Origin of the sequence: Spirosoma fluviale (assembly GCF_900230225.1) — a bacterium.
Taxonomy (GTDB): Bacteria; Bacteroidota; Bacteroidia; order Cytophagales; family Spirosomataceae; genus Spirosoma; species Spirosoma fluviale.
On record NZ_OCNH01000003.1, the window covers coordinates 1,185,674 to 1,208,389 of the forward strand.

25 protein-coding genes and 1 riboswitch are annotated in these 22,716 nt (G+C 49.8%); of the genes, 8 read left to right on the forward strand and 17 right to left on the reverse strand.

The window, feature by feature from the left end:
- Positions 1 to 52 precede the first annotated feature (52 nt).
- The gene (locus tag CRO74_RS20900; protein ID WP_097128500.1) at positions 53 to 1,270 is read right to left on the reverse strand and encodes a saccharopine dehydrogenase family protein; all 1,218 of its coding nucleotides are present in this window, start codon (positions 1,268 to 1,270) and stop codon (positions 53 to 55) included.
- Positions 1,271 to 1,481: 211 nt separating this feature from the next.
- Between CRO74_RS20900 and CRO74_RS20905 the strand changes: the two genes are divergently transcribed.
- Positions 1,482 to 1,922, forward strand: a complete 441-nt coding sequence (locus CRO74_RS20905) for a WapI family immunity protein (protein ID WP_097128502.1) — start codon at positions 1,482 to 1,484, stop codon at positions 1,920 to 1,922.
- A gap of 82 nt (positions 1,923 to 2,004) precedes the next feature.
- On the opposite strand, the gene CRO74_RS20910 is transcribed toward CRO74_RS20905, so the two are convergent.
- From CRO74_RS20910 to CRO74_RS20930, 5 genes are all read right to left on the reverse strand, one after another.
- The gene (locus tag CRO74_RS20910) at positions 2,005 to 3,348 is read right to left on the reverse strand and encodes a serine hydrolase domain-containing protein (protein WP_097128503.1); all 1,344 of its coding nucleotides are present in this window, start codon (positions 3,346 to 3,348) and stop codon (positions 2,005 to 2,007) included.
- Between the two features lie 58 nt (positions 3,349 to 3,406).
- On the reverse strand, positions 3,407 to 4,702 hold the full coding sequence (locus CRO74_RS20915; protein WP_097128505.1) for a serine hydrolase: 1,296 nt from the start codon (positions 4,700 to 4,702) through the stop codon (positions 3,407 to 3,409).
- A gap of 106 nt (positions 4,703 to 4,808) precedes the next feature.
- Positions 4,809 to 5,183: a DUF3037 domain-containing protein gene (locus tag CRO74_RS20920; protein ID WP_097128507.1), complete on the reverse strand. Its 375-nt coding sequence runs from the start codon at positions 5,181 to 5,183 to the stop codon at positions 4,809 to 4,811.
- Positions 5,170 to 5,967 (reverse strand): HipA family kinase, encoded by a 798-nt coding sequence (locus tag CRO74_RS20925; RefSeq protein WP_097128508.1) that lies wholly within the window; start codon positions 5,965 to 5,967, stop codon positions 5,170 to 5,172. The genes CRO74_RS20920 and CRO74_RS20925 overlap by 14 nt, the downstream gene beginning before the upstream one ends.
- A gap of 109 nt (positions 5,968 to 6,076) precedes the next feature.
- Positions 6,077 to 6,646 carry a hypothetical protein gene (locus tag CRO74_RS20930; protein WP_144035956.1) on the reverse strand — a complete coding sequence of 190 codons (570 nt, stop codon included), beginning with the start codon at positions 6,644 to 6,646 and terminating at the stop codon, positions 6,077 to 6,079.
- 196 nt (positions 6,647 to 6,842) lie between these two features.
- Between CRO74_RS20930 and CRO74_RS20935 the strand changes: the two genes are divergently transcribed.
- Positions 6,843 to 8,783, forward strand: coding sequence for a histidinol-phosphatase (locus CRO74_RS20935; RefSeq protein ID WP_097128511.1), 1,941 nt, complete (start codon positions 6,843 to 6,845; stop codon positions 8,781 to 8,783).
- 88 nt (positions 8,784 to 8,871) lie between these two features.
- Positions 8,872 to 9,966: a serine hydrolase domain-containing protein gene (locus tag CRO74_RS20940; protein WP_245877929.1), complete on the forward strand. Its 1,095-nt coding sequence runs from the start codon at positions 8,872 to 8,874 to the stop codon at positions 9,964 to 9,966.
- 1 nt (position 9,967) lies between these two features.
- Here CRO74_RS20940 and CRO74_RS20945 read toward each other — a convergent pair whose 3' ends face one another.
- Positions 9,968 to 10,309: a nuclear transport factor 2 family protein gene (locus tag CRO74_RS20945; protein WP_097128513.1), complete on the reverse strand. Its 342-nt coding sequence runs from the start codon at positions 10,307 to 10,309 to the stop codon at positions 9,968 to 9,970.
- A 265-nt stretch (positions 10,310 to 10,574) separates the two neighbouring features.
- On the opposite strand from CRO74_RS20945, the gene CRO74_RS20950 reads away from it, so the two are divergent.
- Entirely contained in the window at positions 10,575 to 10,925 is a 351-nt protein-coding gene (locus CRO74_RS20950) for an MmcQ/YjbR family DNA-binding protein (protein ID WP_097128515.1), read from the forward strand.
- A 25-nt stretch (positions 10,926 to 10,950) separates the two neighbouring features.
- Here CRO74_RS20950 and CRO74_RS20955 read toward each other — a convergent pair whose 3' ends face one another.
- From CRO74_RS20955 to thiM, 6 genes are all read right to left on the reverse strand, one after another.
- Positions 10,951 to 11,520, reverse strand: coding sequence for an exosortase/archaeosortase family protein (locus CRO74_RS20955; protein ID WP_097128516.1), 570 nt, complete (start codon positions 11,518 to 11,520; stop codon positions 10,951 to 10,953).
- A gap of 134 nt (positions 11,521 to 11,654) precedes the next feature.
- The gene (locus CRO74_RS20960; RefSeq protein ID WP_097128518.1) at positions 11,655 to 11,858 is read right to left on the reverse strand and encodes a PID-CTERM protein-sorting domain-containing protein; all 204 of its coding nucleotides are present in this window, start codon (positions 11,856 to 11,858) and stop codon (positions 11,655 to 11,657) included.
- A gap of 507 nt (positions 11,859 to 12,365) precedes the next feature.
- Positions 12,366 to 13,016, reverse strand: coding sequence for a thiaminase II (gene tenA, locus CRO74_RS20965; RefSeq protein WP_097128519.1), 651 nt, complete (start codon positions 13,014 to 13,016; stop codon positions 12,366 to 12,368).
- A 6-nt stretch (positions 13,017 to 13,022) separates the two neighbouring features.
- Positions 13,023 to 13,829: a bifunctional hydroxymethylpyrimidine kinase/phosphomethylpyrimidine kinase gene (gene thiD / locus CRO74_RS20970; RefSeq protein WP_097128521.1), complete on the reverse strand. Its 807-nt coding sequence runs from the start codon at positions 13,827 to 13,829 to the stop codon at positions 13,023 to 13,025.
- A 238-nt stretch (positions 13,830 to 14,067) separates the two neighbouring features.
- Positions 14,068 to 14,691, reverse strand: a complete 624-nt coding sequence (gene thiE, locus CRO74_RS20975) for a thiamine phosphate synthase (RefSeq protein WP_097128522.1) — start codon at positions 14,689 to 14,691, stop codon at positions 14,068 to 14,070.
- Positions 14,688 to 15,494, reverse strand: a complete 807-nt coding sequence (thiM, locus tag CRO74_RS20980; protein ID WP_097128524.1) for a hydroxyethylthiazole kinase — start codon at positions 15,492 to 15,494, stop codon at positions 14,688 to 14,690. Before thiM ends, thiE begins: the two co-directional genes overlap by 4 nt.
- A gap of 46 nt (positions 15,495 to 15,540) precedes the next feature.
- Positions 15,541 to 15,642, reverse strand: a riboswitch (TPP riboswitch).
- 111 nt (positions 15,643 to 15,753) lie between these two features.
- On the opposite strand from thiM, the gene CRO74_RS20985 reads away from it, so the two are divergent.
- Positions 15,754 to 17,052, forward strand: coding sequence for an alpha/beta hydrolase family protein (locus tag CRO74_RS20985; protein WP_097128525.1), 1,299 nt, complete (start codon positions 15,754 to 15,756; stop codon positions 17,050 to 17,052).
- A gap of 45 nt (positions 17,053 to 17,097) precedes the next feature.
- On the opposite strand, the gene CRO74_RS20990 is transcribed toward CRO74_RS20985, so the two are convergent.
- The 3 genes from CRO74_RS20990 to CRO74_RS21000 form a co-directional block, all read right to left on the reverse strand.
- Positions 17,098 to 17,715: a hypothetical protein gene (locus tag CRO74_RS20990; RefSeq protein WP_097128527.1), complete on the reverse strand. Its 618-nt coding sequence runs from the start codon at positions 17,713 to 17,715 to the stop codon at positions 17,098 to 17,100.
- 67 nt (positions 17,716 to 17,782) lie between these two features.
- A complete protein-coding gene (locus tag CRO74_RS20995) occupies positions 17,783 to 18,640 on the reverse strand; it encodes an AraC family transcriptional regulator (RefSeq protein WP_097128730.1) in 858 nt (285 codons plus the stop codon).
- Positions 18,641 to 18,751: 111 nt separating this feature from the next.
- Positions 18,752 to 18,928, reverse strand: coding sequence for a DUF1059 domain-containing protein (locus CRO74_RS21000; RefSeq protein WP_097128528.1), 177 nt, complete (start codon positions 18,926 to 18,928; stop codon positions 18,752 to 18,754).
- Positions 18,929 to 19,301: 373 nt separating this feature from the next.
- Here CRO74_RS21000 and CRO74_RS21005 point away from each other — a divergent pair, with 373 nt between their 5' ends.
- The 3 genes from CRO74_RS21005 (at position 19,302) to CRO74_RS21015 (ending at position 22,229) form a co-directional block, all read left to right on the forward strand.
- A complete protein-coding gene (locus CRO74_RS21005; RefSeq protein ID WP_097128530.1) occupies positions 19,302 to 20,147 on the forward strand; it encodes a sugar phosphate isomerase/epimerase family protein in 846 nt (281 codons plus the stop codon).
- A 172-nt stretch (positions 20,148 to 20,319) separates the two neighbouring features.
- The gene (locus tag CRO74_RS21010) at positions 20,320 to 21,123 is read left to right on the forward strand and encodes an MbnP family protein (RefSeq protein ID WP_097128531.1); all 804 of its coding nucleotides are present in this window, start codon (positions 20,320 to 20,322) and stop codon (positions 21,121 to 21,123) included.
- Complete coding sequence (locus CRO74_RS21015) at positions 21,120 to 22,229, forward strand: cytochrome-c peroxidase (protein WP_097128533.1); 1,110 nt, start codon at positions 21,120 to 21,122, stop codon at positions 22,227 to 22,229. Before CRO74_RS21010 ends, CRO74_RS21015 begins: the two co-directional genes overlap by 4 nt.
- Here the strand turns inward: CRO74_RS21015 and CRO74_RS21020 are convergent.
- The gene (locus tag CRO74_RS21020) at positions 22,226 to 22,606 is read right to left on the reverse strand and encodes a MerC domain-containing protein (protein WP_097128535.1); all 381 of its coding nucleotides are present in this window, start codon (positions 22,604 to 22,606) and stop codon (positions 22,226 to 22,228) included. The genes CRO74_RS21015 and CRO74_RS21020 overlap by 4 nt on opposite strands.
- Between the last annotated feature and the right edge of the window lie 110 nt (positions 22,607 to 22,716).

Sequence of the window (22,716 nt, forward strand, 5' to 3'; positions counted from 1 at the left end):
ATCCCGCCATCTGAGATAAGCGGGATCTTCGTTTTAACAAATTATAATACGTTTAAACTTCCGGGTACTCGTGCGGGAGTGGAACATTCACGCGCTCCTGAACGGGTAGTCCCTGCTTGTTCATTTGCTCAATAAACGGGTCGGGGTCCAGTTCTTCGCAGTTCCAGACACCGGGTTTCATCCAGACGCCGGTCAGCATAAGCATAGCCCCAATCATGGCTGGAACGCCCGTAGTGTAGCTCACAGCCTGCCCGCGTACTTCACGGTAGGTTTCGGCGTGGTCGCAGTTGTTCCAGATGTAGCAGGTCGTATCCTGACCATCTTTAACGCCTTTGATCTGGCAGCCGATGCTGGTTTGACCCGTGTAATTCTCGCCGAGTGATTCGGGAGCAGGTAACACCGCTTTCAGAAATTCCAGTGGGACAATATCCATGCCCTGAAACGGCACCTTGTCAATACGCGTCATGCCCACATTCTGAAGTACTTCGAGGTGGGTCAGGTATGCCTGTCCGAAGGTCATCCAGAAGCGGGCCCGCTTTAAGGTCGGGAAGTTCTTAACCAGCGATTCCAGTTCTTCGTGGTACAGCACATACGACTCACGCTCACCAATTTCGGGGTAGGCGATAGGCTTGTGAATGCTCATGGCCGGAATCTCAATCCATTCGCCGTTTTCCCAATAGCGACCGGGTTGGGTAATTTCACGAATATTGATTTCCGGGTTAAAATTGGTGGCGAATGCCTTGCCGTGGTTGCCCGCGTTACAGTCGATGATGTCCAGGTAATCCATCCGGTCGAAGTAGTGTTTATTGGCATAGGCCGTAAACACCTGCGTTGCGCCCGGATCGAAACCACAGCCCAGCAGCGCCATTAGTCCCGCCTGTTCAAAGCGTTCTTTATACGCCCACTGCCAGCTGTATTCAAACTTGGCTACATCCTTTGGTTCGTAGTTTGCCGTGTCCATATAGTGTACTCCGGCTTCCAGGCAGGCATCCATGATGGGGAGATCCTGGTAGGGGAGGGCCACATTGATGACCAGTACCGGCTTAAACGACCGGATAAGCTCAACCATTTCGGATACCACATCGGCATCGACCTGAGCCGTCTGAATGCTTACGCCGTGCATTTCCTGAATTTCGGCCGCAATACGGTCGCACTTTGATTTGGTGCGACTAGCCAGCATAATCGTTGTGAAGACATCGCTGTTCATCGCGCATTTGTGCGCAACAACGCTGCCAACCCCACCGGCTCCAATAATGAGCACGTTTGCCATCTATCTGAATGATTAGTTTGTGTATTCTTTCGGGCGCAAAGATAAGGAAAGTGGCTAACCCAATTGGTTTGTGGTTTATGAACTTACTATGATGCGTTGCTTTCCCGTTGGATAGGATAATATTTTGGGTGATTAACTCCTTGATTATGAAACAACATATATAGTATATTTGTTAAGTAGAGAATCAGGTAACTCCCTAACTAAAAAGGCTATGAAATTCGTATCTTCTTCTAACTCGCTCGACTCTTTTGAACTAGCTATTCTAGGGTATGGTAATGCTACGAACAGCTGGCGTGACCGTAATCGGCTCCAGTGCCGTCTGTCGACTTTCTGGCGTCAGAAGGAAGATACACAATCGGCACCGTTGCAGACCTGGGAAGTAAAACGAATCCTGACAGGACTCCGCTCACTCTGGAATAAAGCCACGACGCACGTAGCGATTCGGTTCTCAGAGCCGGGCCTGAGCATGGATGCAAAAGCCTTATCGGATGATAAATACCGTCTTCAAATCCAGCTGGGTCATAGTCTGACTCCATCCTGGCACAACTACCCTGATTTCCCGGTTGAGATGGACATTGTGCTGAGCCGGACTCAGTTGAAGGAAGCTATACAGGAGTTATCAGGACAAATAGAAACGTATCCTGAACGATAACAAACCAGCACACATACTAAAAAATAGAGAGGGTTAATCTAACTGTTTAGATTAACCCTCTCTATTTATAGAACGGAATAGGTCAATTTCCTGGCTCAGGAACCTCCTGATCGTCCAGGGCCTGATAAATCATCAGGCTAAACTTGTTGTCAAGTTCACTGCCGTAGCTTGTTCCCCACATTTGCTTCATCAGGACAGCACAGATTTTTTCTTTGGGATCAGCAAAATAATCGGTACTGAAAGCGCCACCCCAGGAGAATGTACCTACACTGCTTAAATCCTGCGTATGCCCTTTTTCGTTCGTAACCGCAAATCCCAGGCTAAAATAGCCGTGCGGATCAGGGAAAAGTGCGCCGGTCTGGTTAGAGTTGGTGAATAGTTCAACTCCTTTACGGCTGAGAAACCGCTTGCCGTTGTAGACTCCGTTGTTCAATAGCATTTGCAGAAAGACGGCGTAGTCATAGGCCGTACTTGATAAACCTCCACCGCCCGAAAAGTAAGCTTTTGCCCCTACAATCGGGAAATCAGGGTCAGTAGGCAGGCTCTTGATGGTAGCCGTTTTGACCAGCTTTTTGTCTTTATCTTCCGAGTACAGCGCTACCAGACGATCCCTTTTCGAATCGGGTAAATAAAAATAGGTGTCTTTCATTCCCAGCGGCTCGAAAATGCGTTTCTGAAAAAACTGGTCCAGCGGCAACCCCGATACGACCTCTACCAACGCGCCTAATACATCAATACTCAGGCCGTAGGTCCATTTTTCGCCCGGTTGGTGATTGAGCGGAAGCTTCGCCAGTTTCCTGACGGCATCGCCAATTTTTATATTCTGCGTAGTGAAAGCATCTACAATACCGGCTTTAGTATAAATGGCCCGCATGTGTGGATCGCTGGCAATGACGTTGTAATTAAGCCCCGACATGTGTGTAAGCAAGTGCCGGATGGTAATTTCCCGCTTGGCCGGAATCGTGGTGTATGTGCTGTCTTTATCGTTGAATTTATCGAGCACTACCGGCTTCGCAAATTCAGGAATGTATTTGCTGATTGGATCATCGAGCATGATTTTACCTTCCTCATGGAGCATCATGACGGCCAGCGACGTAATGGCTTTGGTCATGGAGGCAATCCGATAGATAGCATCTTTCGCCAACGGTTTGTTATTGTCAAGATCGGAGGTGCCGAATGCCTTGTGATAAACAATTTTACCGTTTCGTACCACAATAGCCGCTACGCCAGGAAAGGCTTTTTTGTCGATGTAGGATTGAATAAGCCCGTCGATTCGGTTAAGTCGTTCAGATGAGAAGCCCGCCGTTTCGGGTGTGGCTGCGGCCAGGAGTGGAGGAGCTTGTTTTGTACCTGTTTGTGCATACAGGGAAACGATGGTGATTGCGAAAAGTAAAACCGTTGACCTAAATCTAGAAATGTATGTCATATAGCTAAAAGGTTAAGTGTAAGGGATATATCAGCGGTAAATAACGAAAATTATCCAGTTAATTATCAACATCTTTCACCAGCGGCCGGTTATCATTTATTCGTTTTTCGTAGGGAATAACAAAGGCACGCAAATCGGGCGTATGGGTTCGTCTGCGTTTTAGTTCGTGCTGGTAGATCGTTTGGCCCAATTGGTACAGAAACGGATACCCAATGCTTTCGTACTCGTATTTATCGTCGTTCAGGATGCCGTCGCTGTTGGCGTAGAGCGTTGCGGTTAGCATGTATTCGATTTTGTTGGTGAAGTCAACGACGTAGGAGGCATCCGTTAGAAAACCGTACGCCCAGCCCACTTTGTTGAATACCCGAACACCTTTGGGCAACTCATGATGCAGGCTATCCATAAAAAAGAACTTCACGTAAGTGTCGTAGTACTGGCTGGCGTCGTACTTGGGGTAATTGGTTTCGCCGGGGAGTTGCGACAGGTATTGATGCAGAAACTGGTAATCATCAGGCATTAAATTAAACCGCTGCCGGACCGGGACGGAGCGCGGAAACATGACCGATTGCAGCACCTGCTGGAAACTTTCCAACGGAAATTTGTTGCGTTCGGTGAAGTTGAACGGATCATGAATCAGGCTGTCTTTGGCGTAATACCCTTTGCCGAGTTTGGCCGTTCTCGAAAAATCGAACGGGTCCTGGTTATAGGCGGCCGGTTGGCTGTAAATCAGCTTACCCGATTCATCAATAAACCGAACGGCGTTCGTATGTCGGTTTTCCTCGGCTGTCATCCGCACAAACCGGTGCGTAATGCGCGTATCCAGATACCCTTTGGCATGTAACGTCCGGTTGATACCCGCCTGCCCCACAAATTCATACATCCGGCTGTAAGGGTCATTCTCACTCACCAGAAAGGCTTTTTTTATGAGATGGGCGATGGATGGGTACCCATTTTGCGCTGTCTTGTCTGTCCACTCTTTTGTCTGACCGCTGTACGAACTGTCGAACTGCATGGCCGTGAACTTCGTCAGTTTCGGGTTTTTTAGACTGTTCAGTTTGTCGAGAGCAAGCAGCGCCAGCGGGAGTTTAACCGTCGAGGCCGGATTGAAATACTCAGTGCTGTCGACCCGGAAATAGTAATTCGTAAAAGAAGGCGTGTTGTTCTTGTCCCGGTCAATTTTTGTGTAAATGATTTGCATCCGGTAGTCGTCCGGGTGCTGCATGACTTTCTGAAAAACGGGATGGCTATTTTTTGAAAGTAGGTCTTTGAGAAACGCGTCCGTTCGCGGCTGGGCAAGGACGGTTGTAGAGAGGAATGAAAAAAGATAAAGGAATGGTTTGGTGAATGAGTGCATGGCGATAAACGTATCGTGGGTCTTCAGCCCGCGTAGCCGTAGGCTAATTACTGTTAATTACAATTTAGCCTACGGCTACGCGGGCTAAAGACCCACGATACGAAAGCTACAAAACTAACTGCTCAAACAGTTTCGTCAGCGTTTCACCCGCATCGGTACACAAGCCGGGGTGAACGGGCGACGACTGAACGATGGTACTGCGGGTGGCCGTAAGCCAGCGGAAACGCTCCGCTATGCCGAGTTGACCAATGGTGCCACCTTCCCGGCGACCTGCGCAGATCTTCTCGAACGCCTTAATTCGCTCGCCAACTTCATCGAGATCGAGTTCTGCCGATAGGGCACGCAGCCGGGTCTCGTTCAGCGTGTACAGCGTTTTCAGAAATCCCAGCGAGCGGCAATAAACAATGACGCCTACATTTATAAATTCTTCCCGTTCAACGCGCGGCATGACGCGGATGACGGCATACTCAAACAAGTGCATTGCGGGCTTCGATTGCTGCGTTGACAAAAATTTCTGATGAAGCCAGTCGGGCCTCTAAAAACCGGGCATATACCTGACGCTGCTCCTCCGCCGACTCCGAGGTGGACGGGTTCATCAGCCAGGTATCCGGAATCAGCGCCACGATGCTCTGAAGAAGTTCGGGCGTGAGAATGGCGCGGTACTCGGCATCGACAGCGGCTAGTTCCGTTGCTCGGGGCAGCAGGACGTGGTCTTTCACCTGCCCAAACGGGCGCTGGGTCTGGGCTTCCCAATTGTCCCAGTTATGGTGAAAATAAAGGGCCGCGCCGTGGTCGATCAGCCATAGTTCCTTATGCCAGATGAGCATATTGGTGTTGCGGGCGGTGCGGTCTACATTCGTTACGAAACAGTCCAGCCACACAATCTGCGAAGCGAGTCGGGCATCGACTGTGTTCACGATGGCATCGAACGTAATGGAACCGGACAGGTAATGCAGCGCCAGATTGAGCCCCTCACTGGCGCGGAGCAGGTCCTGGATTTCTTCGTCGGGCTCGGTACGGCCAAAGGCTTCGTCGAGGGTCGCGAAAACGATTTCGGGAATACGCAGACCAAGCGCCCGGGCAATTTCGCCCGCTACCAGTTCGGCAATGAGGGCTTTGGTCCCCTGACCGGCCCCGCGAAACTTGAGTACGTACAGAAAATCGTCGTCGGCTTCGACCAGGGCGGGCAACGAGCCACCTTCCCGTAGGGGTTTGGCGTAGCGCGTTACGTTGACGGTTCGGAGTTCAGGTTGATGAGTAGGCACAAATAGAAAATAGAGAAAATTGATTTTTGGAAAGTTCAGGGCAGTTTCAAAAAGGTAAACGAGTATTAATAGAGTACTAAATGCTCTAAAACTGATCAGATAGCAAAGCCTAGTTGGCGATAACAAGCTTTATTATCATAGTAGATAATTCGACAGCTAACTCGCCTTTGCTGAAATTGTTGTCAATGCTCTGAATTTTATAGGTGTTAAGGGCATTAATATTGGCGATTAACGAATTCAGAAATTTTCTAAAATTAATTATGTTTACCTGAAATGATAAAGTTTCCAGCTTGCCATCATAGAGGAATTCTAATTCGTAACGTTCTGAGGCAAAATACCATTTGTAGTTCCAATAGTCTGGCCAAGCAGGCAAACCTCCAGCAAAATATTGGCCTTGATACCTTCGTAAAACTATATTACTTTGAATTTTAAAGAGGTCAATGGATAAGTCCTCTTTGGGAGGAAATACATAATCTACCTTCAGCTTATGGTCTTCAAGTTTAAGTACACAGGCGAGTGAATCCCGGTAATAAATAACTACCACGAAGAAGGCTGCCAAAACAATTGCATAGAATACTAGCCCTATCTTGTTTTCTGCTGAAGCAACAGCCCAAACCATGACAATAGTATAAGTTGTCGCCAGTATTAGAATAGAATTTGGTACAAATGTTCTCTTCATAAGCTGTTAGATAGCCAAATTAAAGCCCACAATGGATGGACTATGAATGATGGATTTAGGATTGGGTAGCCAATTTACGTGTTTTGATACTCTTTCAATAAATCAATGGAATGCTGAATGGCCTACTGCAGGAACATAAAGTGCTACTTTAGCCGTGCCATTAGCGCTATACTATAAACCCGCCCTTAACCCGATAATGAACAAAATAGCCTGCTTCAGTGTCGTACTATTCCTATTCGTTACCTCCATTACCCAGGCGCAGCACTGGTACAAAGGCAACCTGCACACACACTCGCTCTGGAGCGACGGCGACGATTACCCCGAAATGATCATGGACTGGTACAAAGCCAATGGCTATCAGTTCGTTGGCCTGTCTGATCACAACATCTTGCAGGACGTTGATAAATGGGTAAACGTACCCCGCCAGCCGGATCGACGCCGGACGTTTGATCGGTACCTGCGTACGTTTGGGCCGGACTGGGTAACATACCGCAAAGGGCAAAATGACTCGCTGAGTGTCCGCCTGAAACAACTAAACGAATACCGGAATTATTTTGAAGAGCCGGGCAAGTTCCTGATCCTGAAAAATGAAGAAGTATCGACCGGTTATCAGGGCAAGCCCATTCACATGAACGTGACGAATGTAAAGAACCTCATTCGGCCGTTGCCCGGCAACAGCGTGGCGGAGGTGATGCAAAACAACATCGACATGGTGGTGGCGCAGCGCCGACTGACGGGTCAGCCCATGTTTCCGCACATCAACCATCCTAATTTTTACTACGCCATCAAGGCCGAAGACCTGATGCAGCTCCGGTACGAACGCTTTTTTGAAGTCTTCAACGGCCATCATCTGGTCAATAATTACGGCGACAGTACCCACGAAGGCACGGAGGCCATGTGGGATAAGATAAACCTGCATTTTCTGCAACAGGCGCGTCCGCTGATGTACGGTCTGGGTACTGATGATAGCCATAATTATTACTTTTTTGGCCCTTCGTTCAGTAATTCGGGTCGGAGTTGGGTCATGGTCAATGCGCCCGAGCTGACCCCAACGTCTTTAATTGAGGCCATGGAAGCCGGCCGTTTCTATGCCAGTTCGGGCGTTACACTCAAACAGTTGCCACAGGCAGGAAACAAACTGGTCGTGCGGGTTAAAATGGAGCCGGACGTAACGTATAAAATTCAGTTTTTTGGTGTTCGGAAAGGTAACACACAGGCCGAATTGCTCCGCGAAGTGACCGATACAGCCGCCACGTATGACCTGACGAATGATGTGTTGCTGCTTCGGGCGAAGATCATTTCCAGTAAGCCCAAATACAATCCATTCATGCCGGGTGATCTGGAATCTGCCTGGAGCCAGCCGATCGCTCAGGCCAATGTGCCGCAGCAACTTGCCGATGTTGTGCCGTTGGTAAATGCCCATGCCCATAATGATTATCATCAATCCCGCCCGCTTTGGGATGCGCTGGACAATGGGTTCACCAGTGTTGAGGCCGATGTTCATTTAATTGATGATACCCTCTATGTGGCACACGACCGGCCAACCATCAAAAATCCGTCCGCTACCCTCGAAGGCCTGTATCTTAAACCGCTGGCCGAACGAATTCGTCAGAACGGCGGTCGGGTGTTTCCCAATTATTCGGGACCGTTTTATTTAATGATCGACGCCAAAACGGGTGCCGATAGTACGTATCAGGCATTGACGAAGCTACTGCAACGGTATAGCTCGTTACTCACCGGCGATAGCAAACGGAAATCAGGCGTTGTTACGATTGTTCTGACGGGTAATCGGTCTGTTGAGGCAATCGTCAAAGCCAAAGGGCGGTTGGTATCAATTGACGGTCGCCCCGGCGATCTGGGTAAAGGATATGCGCCGACGGTGATGCCGTACATCAGTGATGTTTATCAAAACCAGCTAAGCTGGCGCGGCAAGGGCGATATACCAGCTGAAGAGTTTCGGAAGCTACGCCAGCTGGTTGATAAGGTACATGCCGAGGGGAAAAAGCTACGGTTTTGGGCGAGTCCCGAAGACCCGCTCGTTTGGGCAAAACTCCGTGAAGCGGGCGTCGATTTTATCAGCACTGACCAACAGGTACTGGCACGGGATTTTCTGTTAAAGACGGCTGGCGGTAAGTAAGTGAGTACGGCGATTGACTGAAATTTCCCTATTTTGTGCCTGCCGGGTCGGCGCTACACATCGACCCGGCATAACAACCTGCTCTTAGATGAAAACTAAACTGATAACTTGTTTACTGCTTACCACTTTGTCGCTTCAAATCAACGTCAGCGCTCAGCCATCGTTATCAGCCGGTATCGACAAACTCATTGCCAGTACACCCGATTTTAGCGGGGTTATTCTCATCGCCGATAAGGGCCAACCGATTTACGAGAAGGCATTCGGCTACAAACGATTTGAGACGAAATCACCCCTCACCACGGGTTCTATTTTCGAACTGGCGTCGGTGTCGAAACAGTTTACGGCCATGACCATCCTGATGCTGAAGCAGGCGGGTAAACTGGACTACGACGACCGGATTGATAAATACATTTCGGGCCTGCCGTATCCGGGTATTACCATCCGGCACCTGCTCAACCACACATCGGGCCTGCCGGATTATCAGGATGTGATGGATAAGCACTGGGACAAAAGCAGGGTCGCTAATAACGCTGATAACATTGCGTATCTGATCAAGTACCACCCCGCCAAACTGTTTGAGCCGGGGGGCAAATACACCTATAGCAATACCGGCTATATGCTGCTGGCCAGCATTGCCGAACGGGCATCGGGGCAGGATTTTATCAACTTTTGCCAGACGCGTATTTTCAATCCCCTCGGCATGACGCATACGGATATCCGAACTAAAGAGGCAAAGCTGAAACTGCCTGACGTGGCCTGGGGACATATTTATGTGCCGGAGAAAAAACGCTACGTTCAGGCCGATTCGTTTCCCGAATTCAACTACGCCATCTGGTTAGGTGATCGCAAAGGCCCCGGTCGCATCAGCTCCACTGTCGAAGATTTGCTGAAGTGGGATCGTGCGCTTTACTCCGATAAACTGGTTAGTCAGCAAACGTTGAGAGACGCGTTTACCCCAGCTAAACTCAATGACGGTTCCCTGTCGCCGTATGGCTTTGGCTGGGAACTGGCACAGAGTCCTAAACTTGGGCGGATTGTGCAGCATGATGGCGACAATCCGGGCTATAAAACCCAGATTGTTCGCTACATCGACGCCGATAAAACGATCATTGTGCTTTGCAACAACGCCCACGAGAAGAAGGCCGACATCATCAAAGCTATTCAGGCGCTAATGGAGAAATAAATCATTCTATATCCATTCGTATAATTTTATCGCCATCAAACGTGTAGACATGTTTGACTATGCCATCTGTTACGATACTTCCCTGTTTGTCGTGGATCAGTTGATGAACGATCACCTCGACTTGGCCGGTAGGGGTTGACCGGAGCGAAACAGGCGTTACTTCCGGATCAATCTCCTGCCATTGCCGGGTCCAGTAGGCGCGTACTTCATCGTGCCCGTGTACGTAGCCACCTTCCCAGCCGTTGGGCCATTGCACATCTGGATGCATGAGATTGAGTACGCCATCAATATCTCGGGTATTAAAGCCTTTGTAGGCCAGTTTGATTAGGTCCTGATTGTCCATTGCTTTGCTGGGAAACTACGTAATTTGTTTTTTCAAAAAAAGCGGATACTGAATGAATGCAGCATCGGCGACGGTTGAGATTTTGTTGGAATTGCCTGAGCACAGCGCTGTTAGTGCCACTGAAAGCTTTTAGTGTATGCCAAAAGAGAGACTGGAACAAAAGGTAGCAGTTTTGTCTGGGCCAAACTGGAGCTTGGCCCAGACAAAACAACCCAAATGCTCTAAGGATCAAGTTGGATGAGTACTTGAAATTGTAATAAGCAATATGATCGATTTGGAGAGAATCCGGCAAATTGCCCTATCGTTTCCCGAAACAACCGAGCAACCCCACTTCGGAAAGTTCTCGTTTAAAGTGGGCAAAAGGGTATTTGCAACGTACAACGGCCCTCACAATCGGATTTGTGTGAAGTTGGCCGAACTCGATCAGGCCGCTTTTTGCAGCTTCGATACTTCCGTCATTTATCCGGTTCCCAACAAGTGGGGCAAACAGGGCTGGACACTCGTCAACCTGGCCAAAGTGTTTGATGAGACGCTGATAGACGCCTTAACCATGGCTTATTGCGAAGTAGCGCCTAAAAAACTGGCGGCTCTCGTAAAAGGGGATCAGTACGGATAGGAGTAAACAGCACTCATTAATTGGTTTAAGGCTGATCCAGACTGGTGTTTCGGCTGGGCTGATGGCTATGGAAGTACATTAGCGTGAGGATGATTCCATACGCGGCCACATTGAAAAGATCGTGATGATCGATGTAGCGGCTCTCGGGCCAGTTTTTATCCAGCGCAAACAGAAGTATGGCAATTCGGCAACAGTTGACAAACCAGATCAGCGCGATTCCTCCCAGAAGCCAGGCTGCCTTGTTTTGCCAGGTGCCAGTATTAGCAATGACATAAGCAGTCCAGAAGCTGGATACACCCAGCCCTAAACAGTCAAAGGAAATAATGACCGAAGCCCCGGAAACTGTTCGAATGAGTTGAGGTGGGTCAACGAAGGTAGATAAACCCGCCAGCTGGGAGAGCAGGTGAGCCGTGTACAGAATAGACTGCTGAAACCAGCTGATATAATTCAGGTAATGATCCAGAAAATAGCTGTACTGGTTTTGAGGGTCAGTAAGTCCCCAATAAAAGATGTTGAAGTAATAGAGCGAGGTGAAAACTAAGATGAGTTTGACCAAATAGGCTCCATCTACGTAGTTGAGCAAACGATCATTCATAACTGGCTGAGATAAACAGCAAATCGAGTTATGTAGCCGATTTTGGACTTGGTTTGCCAAAACCGGCTACATAACTCGTTGAGTTCGGGTATATCCCGTTGACGTACTACAAAAACGGACTTGATTTCGTCCGGTTAACGCATGGAACGAGCCTCTTTCCGTTTTTGATGAGCCTTTTTCAGGCCAACAGCGGCTCCGGCAGCCAGTAAGATGCTTAAACCACCATCCAGCGGTGCATTGACGGGCCGACGGTTCGGTTCGCTCACTTGAGCTTCTGTAGGCAAGCTCGCAAAAGAGCCGATTAAAAGACCTAGCAGCATAACATGTGCTTTCTTCATACAGGTAACTGGTTATAATTAAACAAAAAAGAAAGTGAACGCAACAAATGACCAGCTTATCTTAGAGGGCCAAATGCGTTAAATTGCAGCTTATCAGCCTGATACAATGTTGATTGTACTACTTAAAGCTAGATTGGATTTGTGACATTGGCAAGAAAATGAGGTTGCCTGCCTACGGGAAGAGAGATTCTCCTACTAACTAATTGTTAGTAGGAGTTGTGGAACAAGTCAAAATAAGTTTACGTAATCTATTTGTAGTATATAGGAATTGTGTAATTGTGATGAGCGCGTATGGATAGCGAATAATAGTTACACAAATTTTGCTTTTACATAAGATAAATTGTAACCAGGCGATTTAGGTGAAAAAATTATCAAACAGCCAGACCTGAATTCGACTGGGTATCTTACGAATAAAGGCACTCGCATACGTATGTATGTTAGGTTATACTTTTCCGGAAAGAGCAAGCTGACCGTTTCTCTTAGGGTGTTTGTTTGAATTACGCGTGTCTATATCAGCCAGTGAGTTTGCCTATAAGCGTCATTCCAGAAATACCACTCCAGTCGACTCGATACCCGAAACGCTTCCCGCATTTGGTCTCGCTCAAGCGGTCCGGCTGTTTCGGCGTATTTGTCGGTGAGGGCCAGCATTTGGTTGACCGACTGGTCGAAGGCGTCGCCCGCATAAGTGTCGATCCAGCTTCGGTAGGGGTTTTCCTGGATGGCGCGCTCGTAAATGTGTTTACCGACCTGCCGGTAAATCCAGAAACAGGGTAGCACCGCAGCCGCTCCAACAGCAATGGATTGAAGCGATGTAGTGGCCAATAAGTAGTTGGTATAGGCAAAACAGGCAGGCATCTTAGCCGTTTCGGGTTGGATGTCGTAGAGGGCAAAATAGGTCTGGTGAAGCGCCCGCTCCACCAGAATAGCGTTCTGCGCGAATTGTGTAAAGGTCAGTATATCGTCCGGTGTGGTAGCTCGCGCGGCCAGTTGATTCAACGCCCGGCTGAAGTCCGTCAGGTAGAGGGCGTCCTGCTGAATGTAATACTGAAACGTTGGCGAGGGCAGGCTACCCGCCATTAATTCATTGACAAATCCGTGTTCGAGTATGGAGATGTAGATTGGGCTGATGTCCTGCCAGAGCTGGTCGGTGAATGTCATAATTGGTTATTGCCAAACGTTGAAAAAGTGGTGAACGGGGCCATGTCCATGCCCGAGTTTATAAACGGCCCCCATTCGTAGGGCTTGGGTTAAATAGTCTTTGGCAGCGGCTACCGCATCCAAGACCGATAAGCCTCTGGCCAATCCGGCGGCAATGGCCGACGAGAGCGTACAGCCCGTTCCGTGCGAGTTGCCCGTTTGAATTCGTATTGTCGGAAAAGAATGCTGTTCCGTTGCGGATACATAGAGCAGGTCGGTACTTTCATTGGTCGTCAGGTGACCCCCTTTCACCAGAATAGCCCCTGGGCAGAGTGTTGCCAGATCAACGGCGGCCTGTTGCATATCAGCCATCGTCTCGATTGGTCGACCCAGCAATACACTTGCTTCGGGCAGATTGGGTGTAATCACGGACGCAATGGGTAACAGGTACCTTTTGAGCGCGTCGACGGCTTCGTCCTGCAAGAGTTTATCGCCACTTTTAGCTACCATAACCGGGTCCAATACAATGGTTTTTACGCCAAACTCAACCAGCGTTTTGGCTACCTGCTCAATGACTTCCGCCGAGTGCAGCATACCGATCTTCACCGCATCGGCACCAATGTCGCTCAACACGGCTTTCATCTGTTCGGCAATAAACGCTGGAGGTACCGGCATTATACCTGTTACGGCTTTGGTATTTTGCGCCGTCAGGGCGGTAATCACCGACATGCCGTAGCAGCCGAGAGCGGCAAACGTTTTGAGATCGGCCTGGATACCGGCCCCCCCGCCACTATCCGACCCGGCAATGGTTAAGGTTCGTGCGTATGTTTTCATTGGCGAAAGGATAAAAAAAGCTGTAGGCTGAATTTGTGTCAATTTCTTAGAGTGCGAAGTCGGTTTCTTAGAGTGTAAAGCCAGGTTCTTACAGTGTGAAGTCAGGTTATTAAACCTGACTTGTGAGGTTTCTCAAAACCGAATGAATATACCCGCTATGGTGTCAGACGCTTTAATCGACTTGTTAGGTTTTGAGAAACCTCACAAGTCGGTTTTAAGAAACCGACTTCACATTATCCTACCCCAACGCACCCAACTGGATCAACTCCCGACCTGCTTCATACGGGGATGATTGTCCGCAAATGGCCGACACAACAGCCGCTCCCGAAGCACCGGCCTGTAGAACAGATTGGATAGTCGCTGCATTGATGCCGCCAATAGCAAAGGTGGGCAGGCTGGTTTGCTGGCAGATGGCACGCAATCCGGCCAACCCCAACAGACTGGACGTATCCTGTTTCGTGCCCGTCGGAAAAATGGTGGCGATGCCGAGGTAGTCCAGATCGGCACCCTGAGCCGCTTCCAGTTCGGTTATGTTGTTGATCGACAAACCAATGATCTTGTCCGGTCCGATAAGCGACCGCACGAGTTGATACGGCATATCGTCCTGCCCAACGTGAACGCCATCGGCATCAACGGCCAGGGCAATGTCGACCCGGTCATTGATAATGAGCTTTGCCCCGTAAGCTTGCGTAATGCGTTTGAGTGCAACACCCAGTTCCAGAAAGGCGCGGGTTGACAGTTCTTTCTCGCGCAATTGCACCCAGCGAACACCCGCCCGGCAGGCTTCTTCGACCACGAAAGGCAAGGTGTGACCCGCCTGCTGCGCAATGCCGCTATCGGTCACTAAATAGAGTCCGTTCATGCGTATGTCAGTTGAAGTCGATCCGCAATTGCGGCTTCGGTCAGTTCGTAGAGGGCGTCGAGGAAGTTGAGTTGCAGGCTACCGGGAGCCGGTTTCTTCTCAACGGCCAGCTCACCGGCAATGCCCATGACGGCCATTGCGTGCGTGGCAGCCTGAAAGTAATCCGAATTGACGGCCGCAAAGGCACCCGTGAGGGCCGTAGCGGTGCAGCCCATGCCCGTTACTTTGGTCATGAGCGGATGCCCGTTACTGATAATGGACGTTTTCTCGCCCTGAATGATGTAATCCGTTGCGCCACTGATCACTACTACACCGCCTGTTAGGGCACTCAATCGCCGGGCTGCGTCGACGGCGGCTTCGGAACCGTACAGACTGTCGACACCTTTGGTTTGGGCGTTTAGACCGGCCAGCGCCATGATCTCGGACGCGTTTCCCCGAATGACATCCGGTGCAGCCAGCGCCAGCAGTTCTTCACTTACCTGATTTCGGAAATTGGTTGCTCCAACGCCAACCGGGTCGAAAACGATGGGTTTGCCCAGCGCCTTCGCCTGACGCATAGCCAACCGCATACCCGCCACAAACGTCGCATCGAGCGTGCCGATGTTCACCACCAGCGCCGATGAAATGGATACGAAATCTTCTACTTCTTCGGGTGCATGGACCATCGCGGGCGAGGCTCCCAGCGCCAGCAAGGCGTTGGCGGTGTTGTTCATCACCACGAAATTGGTAATATTGTGGATAAGCGGTGCCTGAGCGCGAATACGCTCGATGTCGGTCCAGATAGATTGAGCAGATTGGGTCATGTTGCTGTCAAAAGATTCAGTAAACAGCAACTTTAGGAGAGCGGAGAGCGTCTCGGTAACTTTTCCCTACGGCAGTACAAGCTGCATCAGGTAATGAGGGTATCCTCTCAGTCAGTCCGGTTTGGCACTGACACCCCTAAAGTTGTCGGGCAAAGGTAGGGGATAATGAATTACGAAATTGTAAAAAATACATGGCTGTCTGCTGACTTAAGAAAGTTTACGATAGCTTTACAGCCAACATTCCTACTCCTACTATTCTGTGAAATCAACGACTATTCGTTACCTGTTTCTCCTGCTCTTTACGCTGGGAGTCGTCTGCCCAATCATCGCCCAAACGCCCGACAATACCTTTGTTAATGGCGACCTACTGCCTAATTCTCCCGAGTTGTCAGTTCGCGGGACTTACGGTGTTGGCGTACGAACCCTCACCGTGGTCCACAAAGATCAGGTCGATGTGCTGCACCAGAAAGATGGCAAGCATCCGTTATACGACCGCTCCCTTACTCTGGAGGTCTGGTATCCTGCACGTCTTCCTGCCGACAAGCCAGCTGTGGTAACGTATGAATCCGTTTTCGGCATCGCCAATAACCCTAATCGCCCGCTGGTTCCGTTTACATTTACCGGCCGCGCCAGCCGCGATGCCGAACCCGACATCACCAGTGGAGCCTATCCGCTGGTCATCGTGTCGCACGGGTATCTTGGGTCCCGGCTGTTGATGACCTACTTGACCGAAAACCTGGCATCTAAAGGATACGTGGTCGTGGCAATCGACCATATGGAATCTACATACCGCGATGCGGCCGGATTTCCCAGCACCTTGCTGAACCGGGCCTTTGACGACCTGTTCGTGCTGAACGAAATGGCCCGACTGAGTGCCAAAGGCAGTAAATCGTTCCTGTCTGGATTGCTCAACGCCGACAACACGGCCCTGATTGGTTATTCGATGGGGGGCTATGGCGCACTGAATGCCACCGGGGCGGGGTTCAGTCCGCAGGCTGTTAAGACGTTTGGGCAATTGGCGCAGGGTAGTACGGCCCTCGAAGTCCGCTCAATGGATTCGCCAGCCTACAAAGCGTCACTCGATCCTCGGATTAAAGCCGTTGTGGCTTTTGCACCCTGGGGCATGGAACGAGGTATGTGGGATGCCAAAGGGCTGGCGGGTCTCACCTTGCCAACACTGTTTGTGGCCGGTAGTAAAGACGATATATCGGGTTACGAGAAAGGGATAAAAGCCATTTACGACGGAGCTGTTAATGCCGACCGTTACATGCTTACCTACCTGAACGCCCGGCACAATGTAGCTCCCAATCCACCACCGGCTTCGCTGATCCCCGGCGTATCTCCCGATGAGTATATGCACTACGCCGAACCCGCCTGGAACGAGCGCCGACTCAATAACATCAACCAGCACTTTGTTACGGCCTTTCTGGGTATTCACCTCAAAAAAATGGACTACGCCAAGTACCTGAACCTGCCCGAAACCGATGCCGCCGGACCGTGGACGGGCTTTAAACCCCGCATGTCGGTCGGTATGGAAATGCGTCATGCCAAGCCGTAAGAAAATAGGTACCCGTTGTCAGAACATGTTAGTATCTGGCAACGGCTATGCCTGTTTAACCATCGTATTCTGGTGCATAACTTCCTGCGCCCGTTGCCAGGCCGTCCAGGCGAGTAACAACCAGGCAAATCCCCAGAGACCGATTAACTGAGCCGGTCTTGCACCCGAAATAATGAGGATCGGAAACATAAAAACAAAGGGGAAACTACCCACCAACAGAGGTACATAGCGTTTCCAGCCCGTCCAGATGTTGGCTTTCAAACTGGCAAAGCCAACCACTAACATACCAATGCCACTTAGGAAAGCGCCCATTGGGGCAAAAGGTAGGGGCATCCATTGACCCAGTATATAAGCAGCGGCTCCGGCCATAGGGATGAATAATAAGGATCGTTTTTTGCCGAAGCCGGTGGGTTCACCTGTTTTCCAGAGCGAAAAAGCACCCACAAACATGCCCACTTTTGAAACAAGCCCGATCCAGCCTCCCTGTTCGGTTGGAACGAAGGCGTCATCGGAAAGGAAAATGAATGGCGCCAGCAAACGGCCTTTCGCTTCTGTTTCGATGGCACCCAAAAACCAAAACTGAAACCCAAAGGCCAAAAGGCCTATGCCAGCCAATAAATAAGCGAATGCTGCTCGGCGGAGGTGTGTGCTTGAATGGTCCATACTTGTGCGATTGATGAGCAAAATTGAGCAAAGCACAAATGGAGAGCATAGTAAAAAAACGACAACCTCACAAACGCGAGTTTCGGTGCGGTGAATATCGCCTGAAGAAATCCTGATGCGCCAACTCTTCGTCAAACAACTGGCTGGGGGTGGTACCCGCAAACTGCTGAAAGTCTTTGACCAAGTGATTCGGGTCATAATAATGACAGTCGTAAGCAATGTCGAGCCAAGAGCGGGCCGGGTCTGTTTCGCGAAGTTTGTAAGCCTCCCGGAATCGGGCAATTCGGGTGAATAACTTGGGGCTGACGCCCAGCCGCTCGCGAAATTTACGCTCAAACTGACGGGTGCTCAAACAGGCATCGTGCGCCAGCTGATCAAGCCGGTGATACCCCGCTGGCTGGAGCATCTGCCGGGCAACGATGTCGATGGGTAATATCGCCTGGCGGCACTGAGCCGCTTTTCGTAGCAGGAACTCTTCAACCAGCCGAATCATAGCCGCATAGTCGGTGGCTTCCGGTAGTTGTTCATGCACTTCCCGCACCGCTTTACCGGTAACAGCTTCCAGATCGGCGTGGCCATCGACTACCAGGTTCATGGGAATGCCCAGTAACCGAAACAGACTCCCCGGCTGAAAACTGACTTTCAGCATCAGGTAATTTGGATTAATGGTGATATTCATTCGGGTCAGTGGCTGCCCTACCACAATGCCTGGGGTTGCACCTTCAGGAGCTGTATTGCCCGTTTTCGTGCTGATCGGTAAATCGAATGGGTAAAAATACAGGCACTGCTCCGTAGTGGGTGGATAGGGTTTTATGGGTAACTGCTCCTGTGGGATTCTTGGGTCAAGCTGGACGTGAATAATATAATAATGCCGCACAAATGACGTCAACGCTGGATGGGGAACGTACTCACGAAAGAAAACCATACGTGTTTCTGGGAATGTACTGGCATCTGGTAGTACAAACTGCCTGCCAGATGCCATGTAGTGCAAGGTTAACCAGGATTTGATTCGTAACGAAACTGATTACGTCTGGTTTTATGCCACTTCGTCGTGAATAAGGCCTTTCAGGCCAGCAGCTAACTCCGGGGTTACGGTGACCCCATGAACCTGTTGGGCGTGTTGGGCGGCTTGTGCCAGTACTTCCTCATCCGTATCGGCCCGCACGACGGCCTCGCAATCAAAACCGGCATCTCTACAGTGTAGCGTTTTCATAAAGCAAGTAAGTTTTAGGAGTGGTTATTAATCAGTAAGTTACCTTGTTCGAGAATGCGGACTTTCAACTATTGAGCGAATGGTTAACACCTTAAGGGACTTCCAATTCAATCTTTGGCTTGGCTTGGCCGTCAGCGAATTCAAAACTAAGGCCAAGCCGGAGCTCGGCCCAGACAAAGCCGCTAACTTTTGTTCTAATTTCTATTTGGTACCGCATTAGCACACGATTTTTCAACGAAGGCTAAAAGCAACCTGTAAAGTAGAAACGTTCAGCTGCGTTCCTTATAAGTGAGTTATCAATTCAAGTTGATGTACCAAATAGGGGAGTGACACGTTCTAGTCACCTGATTTTACATTCTTTGTTTTTAGCTACATGAAACGCACAATCCCGTTTTTAATTCTAATGCTGGTAGGCAGCCTGACCAGCCAGGCGCAATCCTTTGGTAAACTAGTGAAGAAAACACCGGGTATGGTGTCGTACACACTGCGCGAGAGTTTTTCGAAAGACGTTCCCGGTACCCTGGATAAAGTGAAAGCCTGGGGTATAACCGATATTGAATTTTCCAGCCTGTTTGGTAAAACGGCTCCTGAATTGCGCGCCCTCCTCGACCAGCGCGGGCTGACCTGTAGCAGTTACGGTGTAAGCTATGACGCCATTGCCAACAAACCGGATTCAATCCTGCAAAATGCCAAAGCGTTGGGCGTTAAATACGTTCGTATCGGGTCAATACCCCACAAAACGGCAGCCACTCTGGAAATGATGCAGCAGGCTGCGGAGGTGTTCAACCGTTTCGGAAAACAGGCCCATGATCAGGGGATTATGTTCTGCTACCATAACCACGGCTTTGAGTTCCAACCCTACGAAAATGGAACGCTGTTCGACTACTTGGTTGCCAAAACCAACCCCGAATATGTTGGCTACGAAATGGACGTTACCTGGACGTATCTACCCGGCCAGGATCCGGCTGCCTTGTTGATGAAATACCCAAAACGGTTCCGGCTTATTCACCTCAAGGATGTAGAAAAAGGGGTGGCGAAAAGCGACAAGGGAAGCATGTCAAATGAGCAATCGGTGGTTTTAGGCACTGGACAAATCGACTGGCCCGCTGTTATCAAAGCTGTGAACAAGTCGTCCATTGCGCATCTCTATATTGAAGACGAAAGCAAAGCCGCTGAACAACAGGTACCCCAGAGCCTGAAGTACCTGAAGAGCTTATAAACGAACGAAGTCATAGAAAAGGCCAGAAGTCGTCTGTTGTAGGCGACTTCTGGCCTTTTTTGTTTGCGTGAGCGTATATTTAATCTCGGATTCTGTATGATTTTGAGAATGATTTCGTTAAAAATCAGCGTACCTGTCTGTTGTTGAATGTACAGCTTGCTATGCCTACGCTATGAAATGGACAATTACTGCTAGTTTACTGGGTACTCTGCTATTGGGTTTTGCCGTCGTTTCCTGTCACGAAACAGACGTAGCCCCAACAGGTCGAATGCGGATTGCTTTCGATAACATCGTGGGAACATCAGACCTTAAGCTAGGGAATGGTACTTATCAGAATGCCGCCGGAGAGTCGTTTACGGTGACGAAATTCAACTATTTCGTAAGCAATATCCGGCTTCGGAAGGAGGACGGGAGTGAATTCGTCGTGCCCCAGGACAGTAGCTATTTTTTGGTTCAGGAAGAAAAGCCAGCCTCCCAAACAATCAGTCTGTCGAACATCCCCACGGGAAATTATACGGGCATTACGTTCGTCGTTGGGGTGGATAGCTTACGGAGTCTAGCCGACATCAGTAAGCGGACGGGCGTGCTCGATCCGGGCCTGAACGATGGTATGTACTGGGAGTGGAACTCCGGCTATATTTTTCTGAAACTCGAAGGCCAGTCGGCTGTAGCCCCTGCCGCCCAGAACAATACCTTCTTCTTTCATATCGGCGGATTTGGCGGGGGCTATAATGGCAAGAAAACCATCAATAATCTACGCACAATCACCATCCCGTTTAAAAGCGACATGGCCAGCGTGCAGTCGACTTCTGCGCCTACTGTGCAACTCAAAGTCGATGCGCTGTCTATTTTTAACGGCCCAACCCGGTTGAGTATCGCTCAGAATTCGTCGGTCATGTTTGATACGTACTCAACGAGTATTGCCGATAATTACGCAAAGATGTTTAGTTACGACCGCATTCTGGCGAATCAATGAGGCTACTGAAGACGATATCGACAACACGTGCCGGGCTATTGGCCAGTGTATTCCTGTTCGCATTGGCGGTTGCCTGTCAATCCGGTAAAAATGTCGATCCAACGCCCGAGCCGCCTGCACCGGGGGGAGGAGGCATTCAATACCAGACAACGCCAGTGACGCTCCGGAAACCGGCTAACTTCCCGGATGTTGTCTATGATTTGAGCAAAAATCCACTCACTGTTGAGGGGGTAGCGTTGGGCAAGACGTTATTTTATGACCCGCTCTTATCCCGCGATACGACGATCAGCTGCGGATTTTGTCACCAGCAGTTTGCTGGGTTTGGCCATTCCGATCATCCACTCAGTCATGGTATTGACGGTAAGTTTGGTACGCGTAATGTACCTGGGCTCGAAAATCTGGCCTGGGGGCGGGAGTTCTTCTGGGATGGGGGCGTAACAAACCTCGACGAATTGCCCATATCACCCATCCAAAATCCAGTTGAGATGGACCTGAAATTTTCGGAAGCCTTGGGCCGGGTGCAAAAGAGTCCCCGCTATCCGGCGCTTTTCAGAGCGGCTTTTGGCTCCGACACTGTCACGACCGCCCGTTTCCTGAAAGCAATTTCGCAGTTTCTCCTGACGATGGTATCGGCCGATTCGCGCTATGACAAATACGTTCGGAAAGAGTCCGGGGGCGAATTGAACCCCGATGAACTGGCCGGATTAACGATTTTTCAGCAGAAATGCACGACCTGCCATGCGACCGATCTGTTTACCGATCGTAGTTACCGCAACAATGGCCTTCCCGCAGGAACGATCAATGATCAGGGCCGGTACACCATTACGCTGAACGAAGCCGACCGCTTGAAATTTAGAGTGCCTAGTCTTCGAAACGTCGAGAAGACATTTCCTTATATGCACGACGGCCGGTTTGCTACGCTGGATCAGGTACTCAATCATTACAGCAGTGGTGTAAAAGACAGCCCTACCCTCGACCCCGCCCTGAAAGCCAGCGGGCAACTCGGTATTGCTCTAACAACTACCGAAAAGAAGCAGGTCATTGCCTTCCTGAAAACCCTGACGGACGACACGTTTATCAACAACCGGGCACTCAGCGCCAATTAGTGAGTATGGCTCACCCGATGCTGGCGGATATTGAGCAGATGTGTAATGACCAGGCCGGCTGATGCTGTGTAAGCAATGTATTCAAAAATAGGGTCGACGTCTTCCAGAAGCAGGGCAACGGAAAATAAGAGCAGAAACCCCCACAGGCTTCGTTTGATAGCCAGGGGAGCATAGTGACGGGTAGCAAAATAAACGGCTACAATGTTAACGACAATGAACACATAATCAAGGCTCAGATAACCAACACGGAGCGTTGAGTTCTGGAAAACGGAACTCGTCAATAATAACACGGGCGTAACCATGCAGTGGATGATGCACAGGACGGAACCGGTTATACCGATGTAATCAGCTTTGCGGGAGATACTATCTGTTTTCATGAGCACGCACAAAAATACGATGCTTTAGGCAAACGTACCTCTCCTTAACTCACTTTTTTGCAACAAAGTTGCGAAAAGAGGTAAGATGTAAGATGTAGGATATAAGCTTG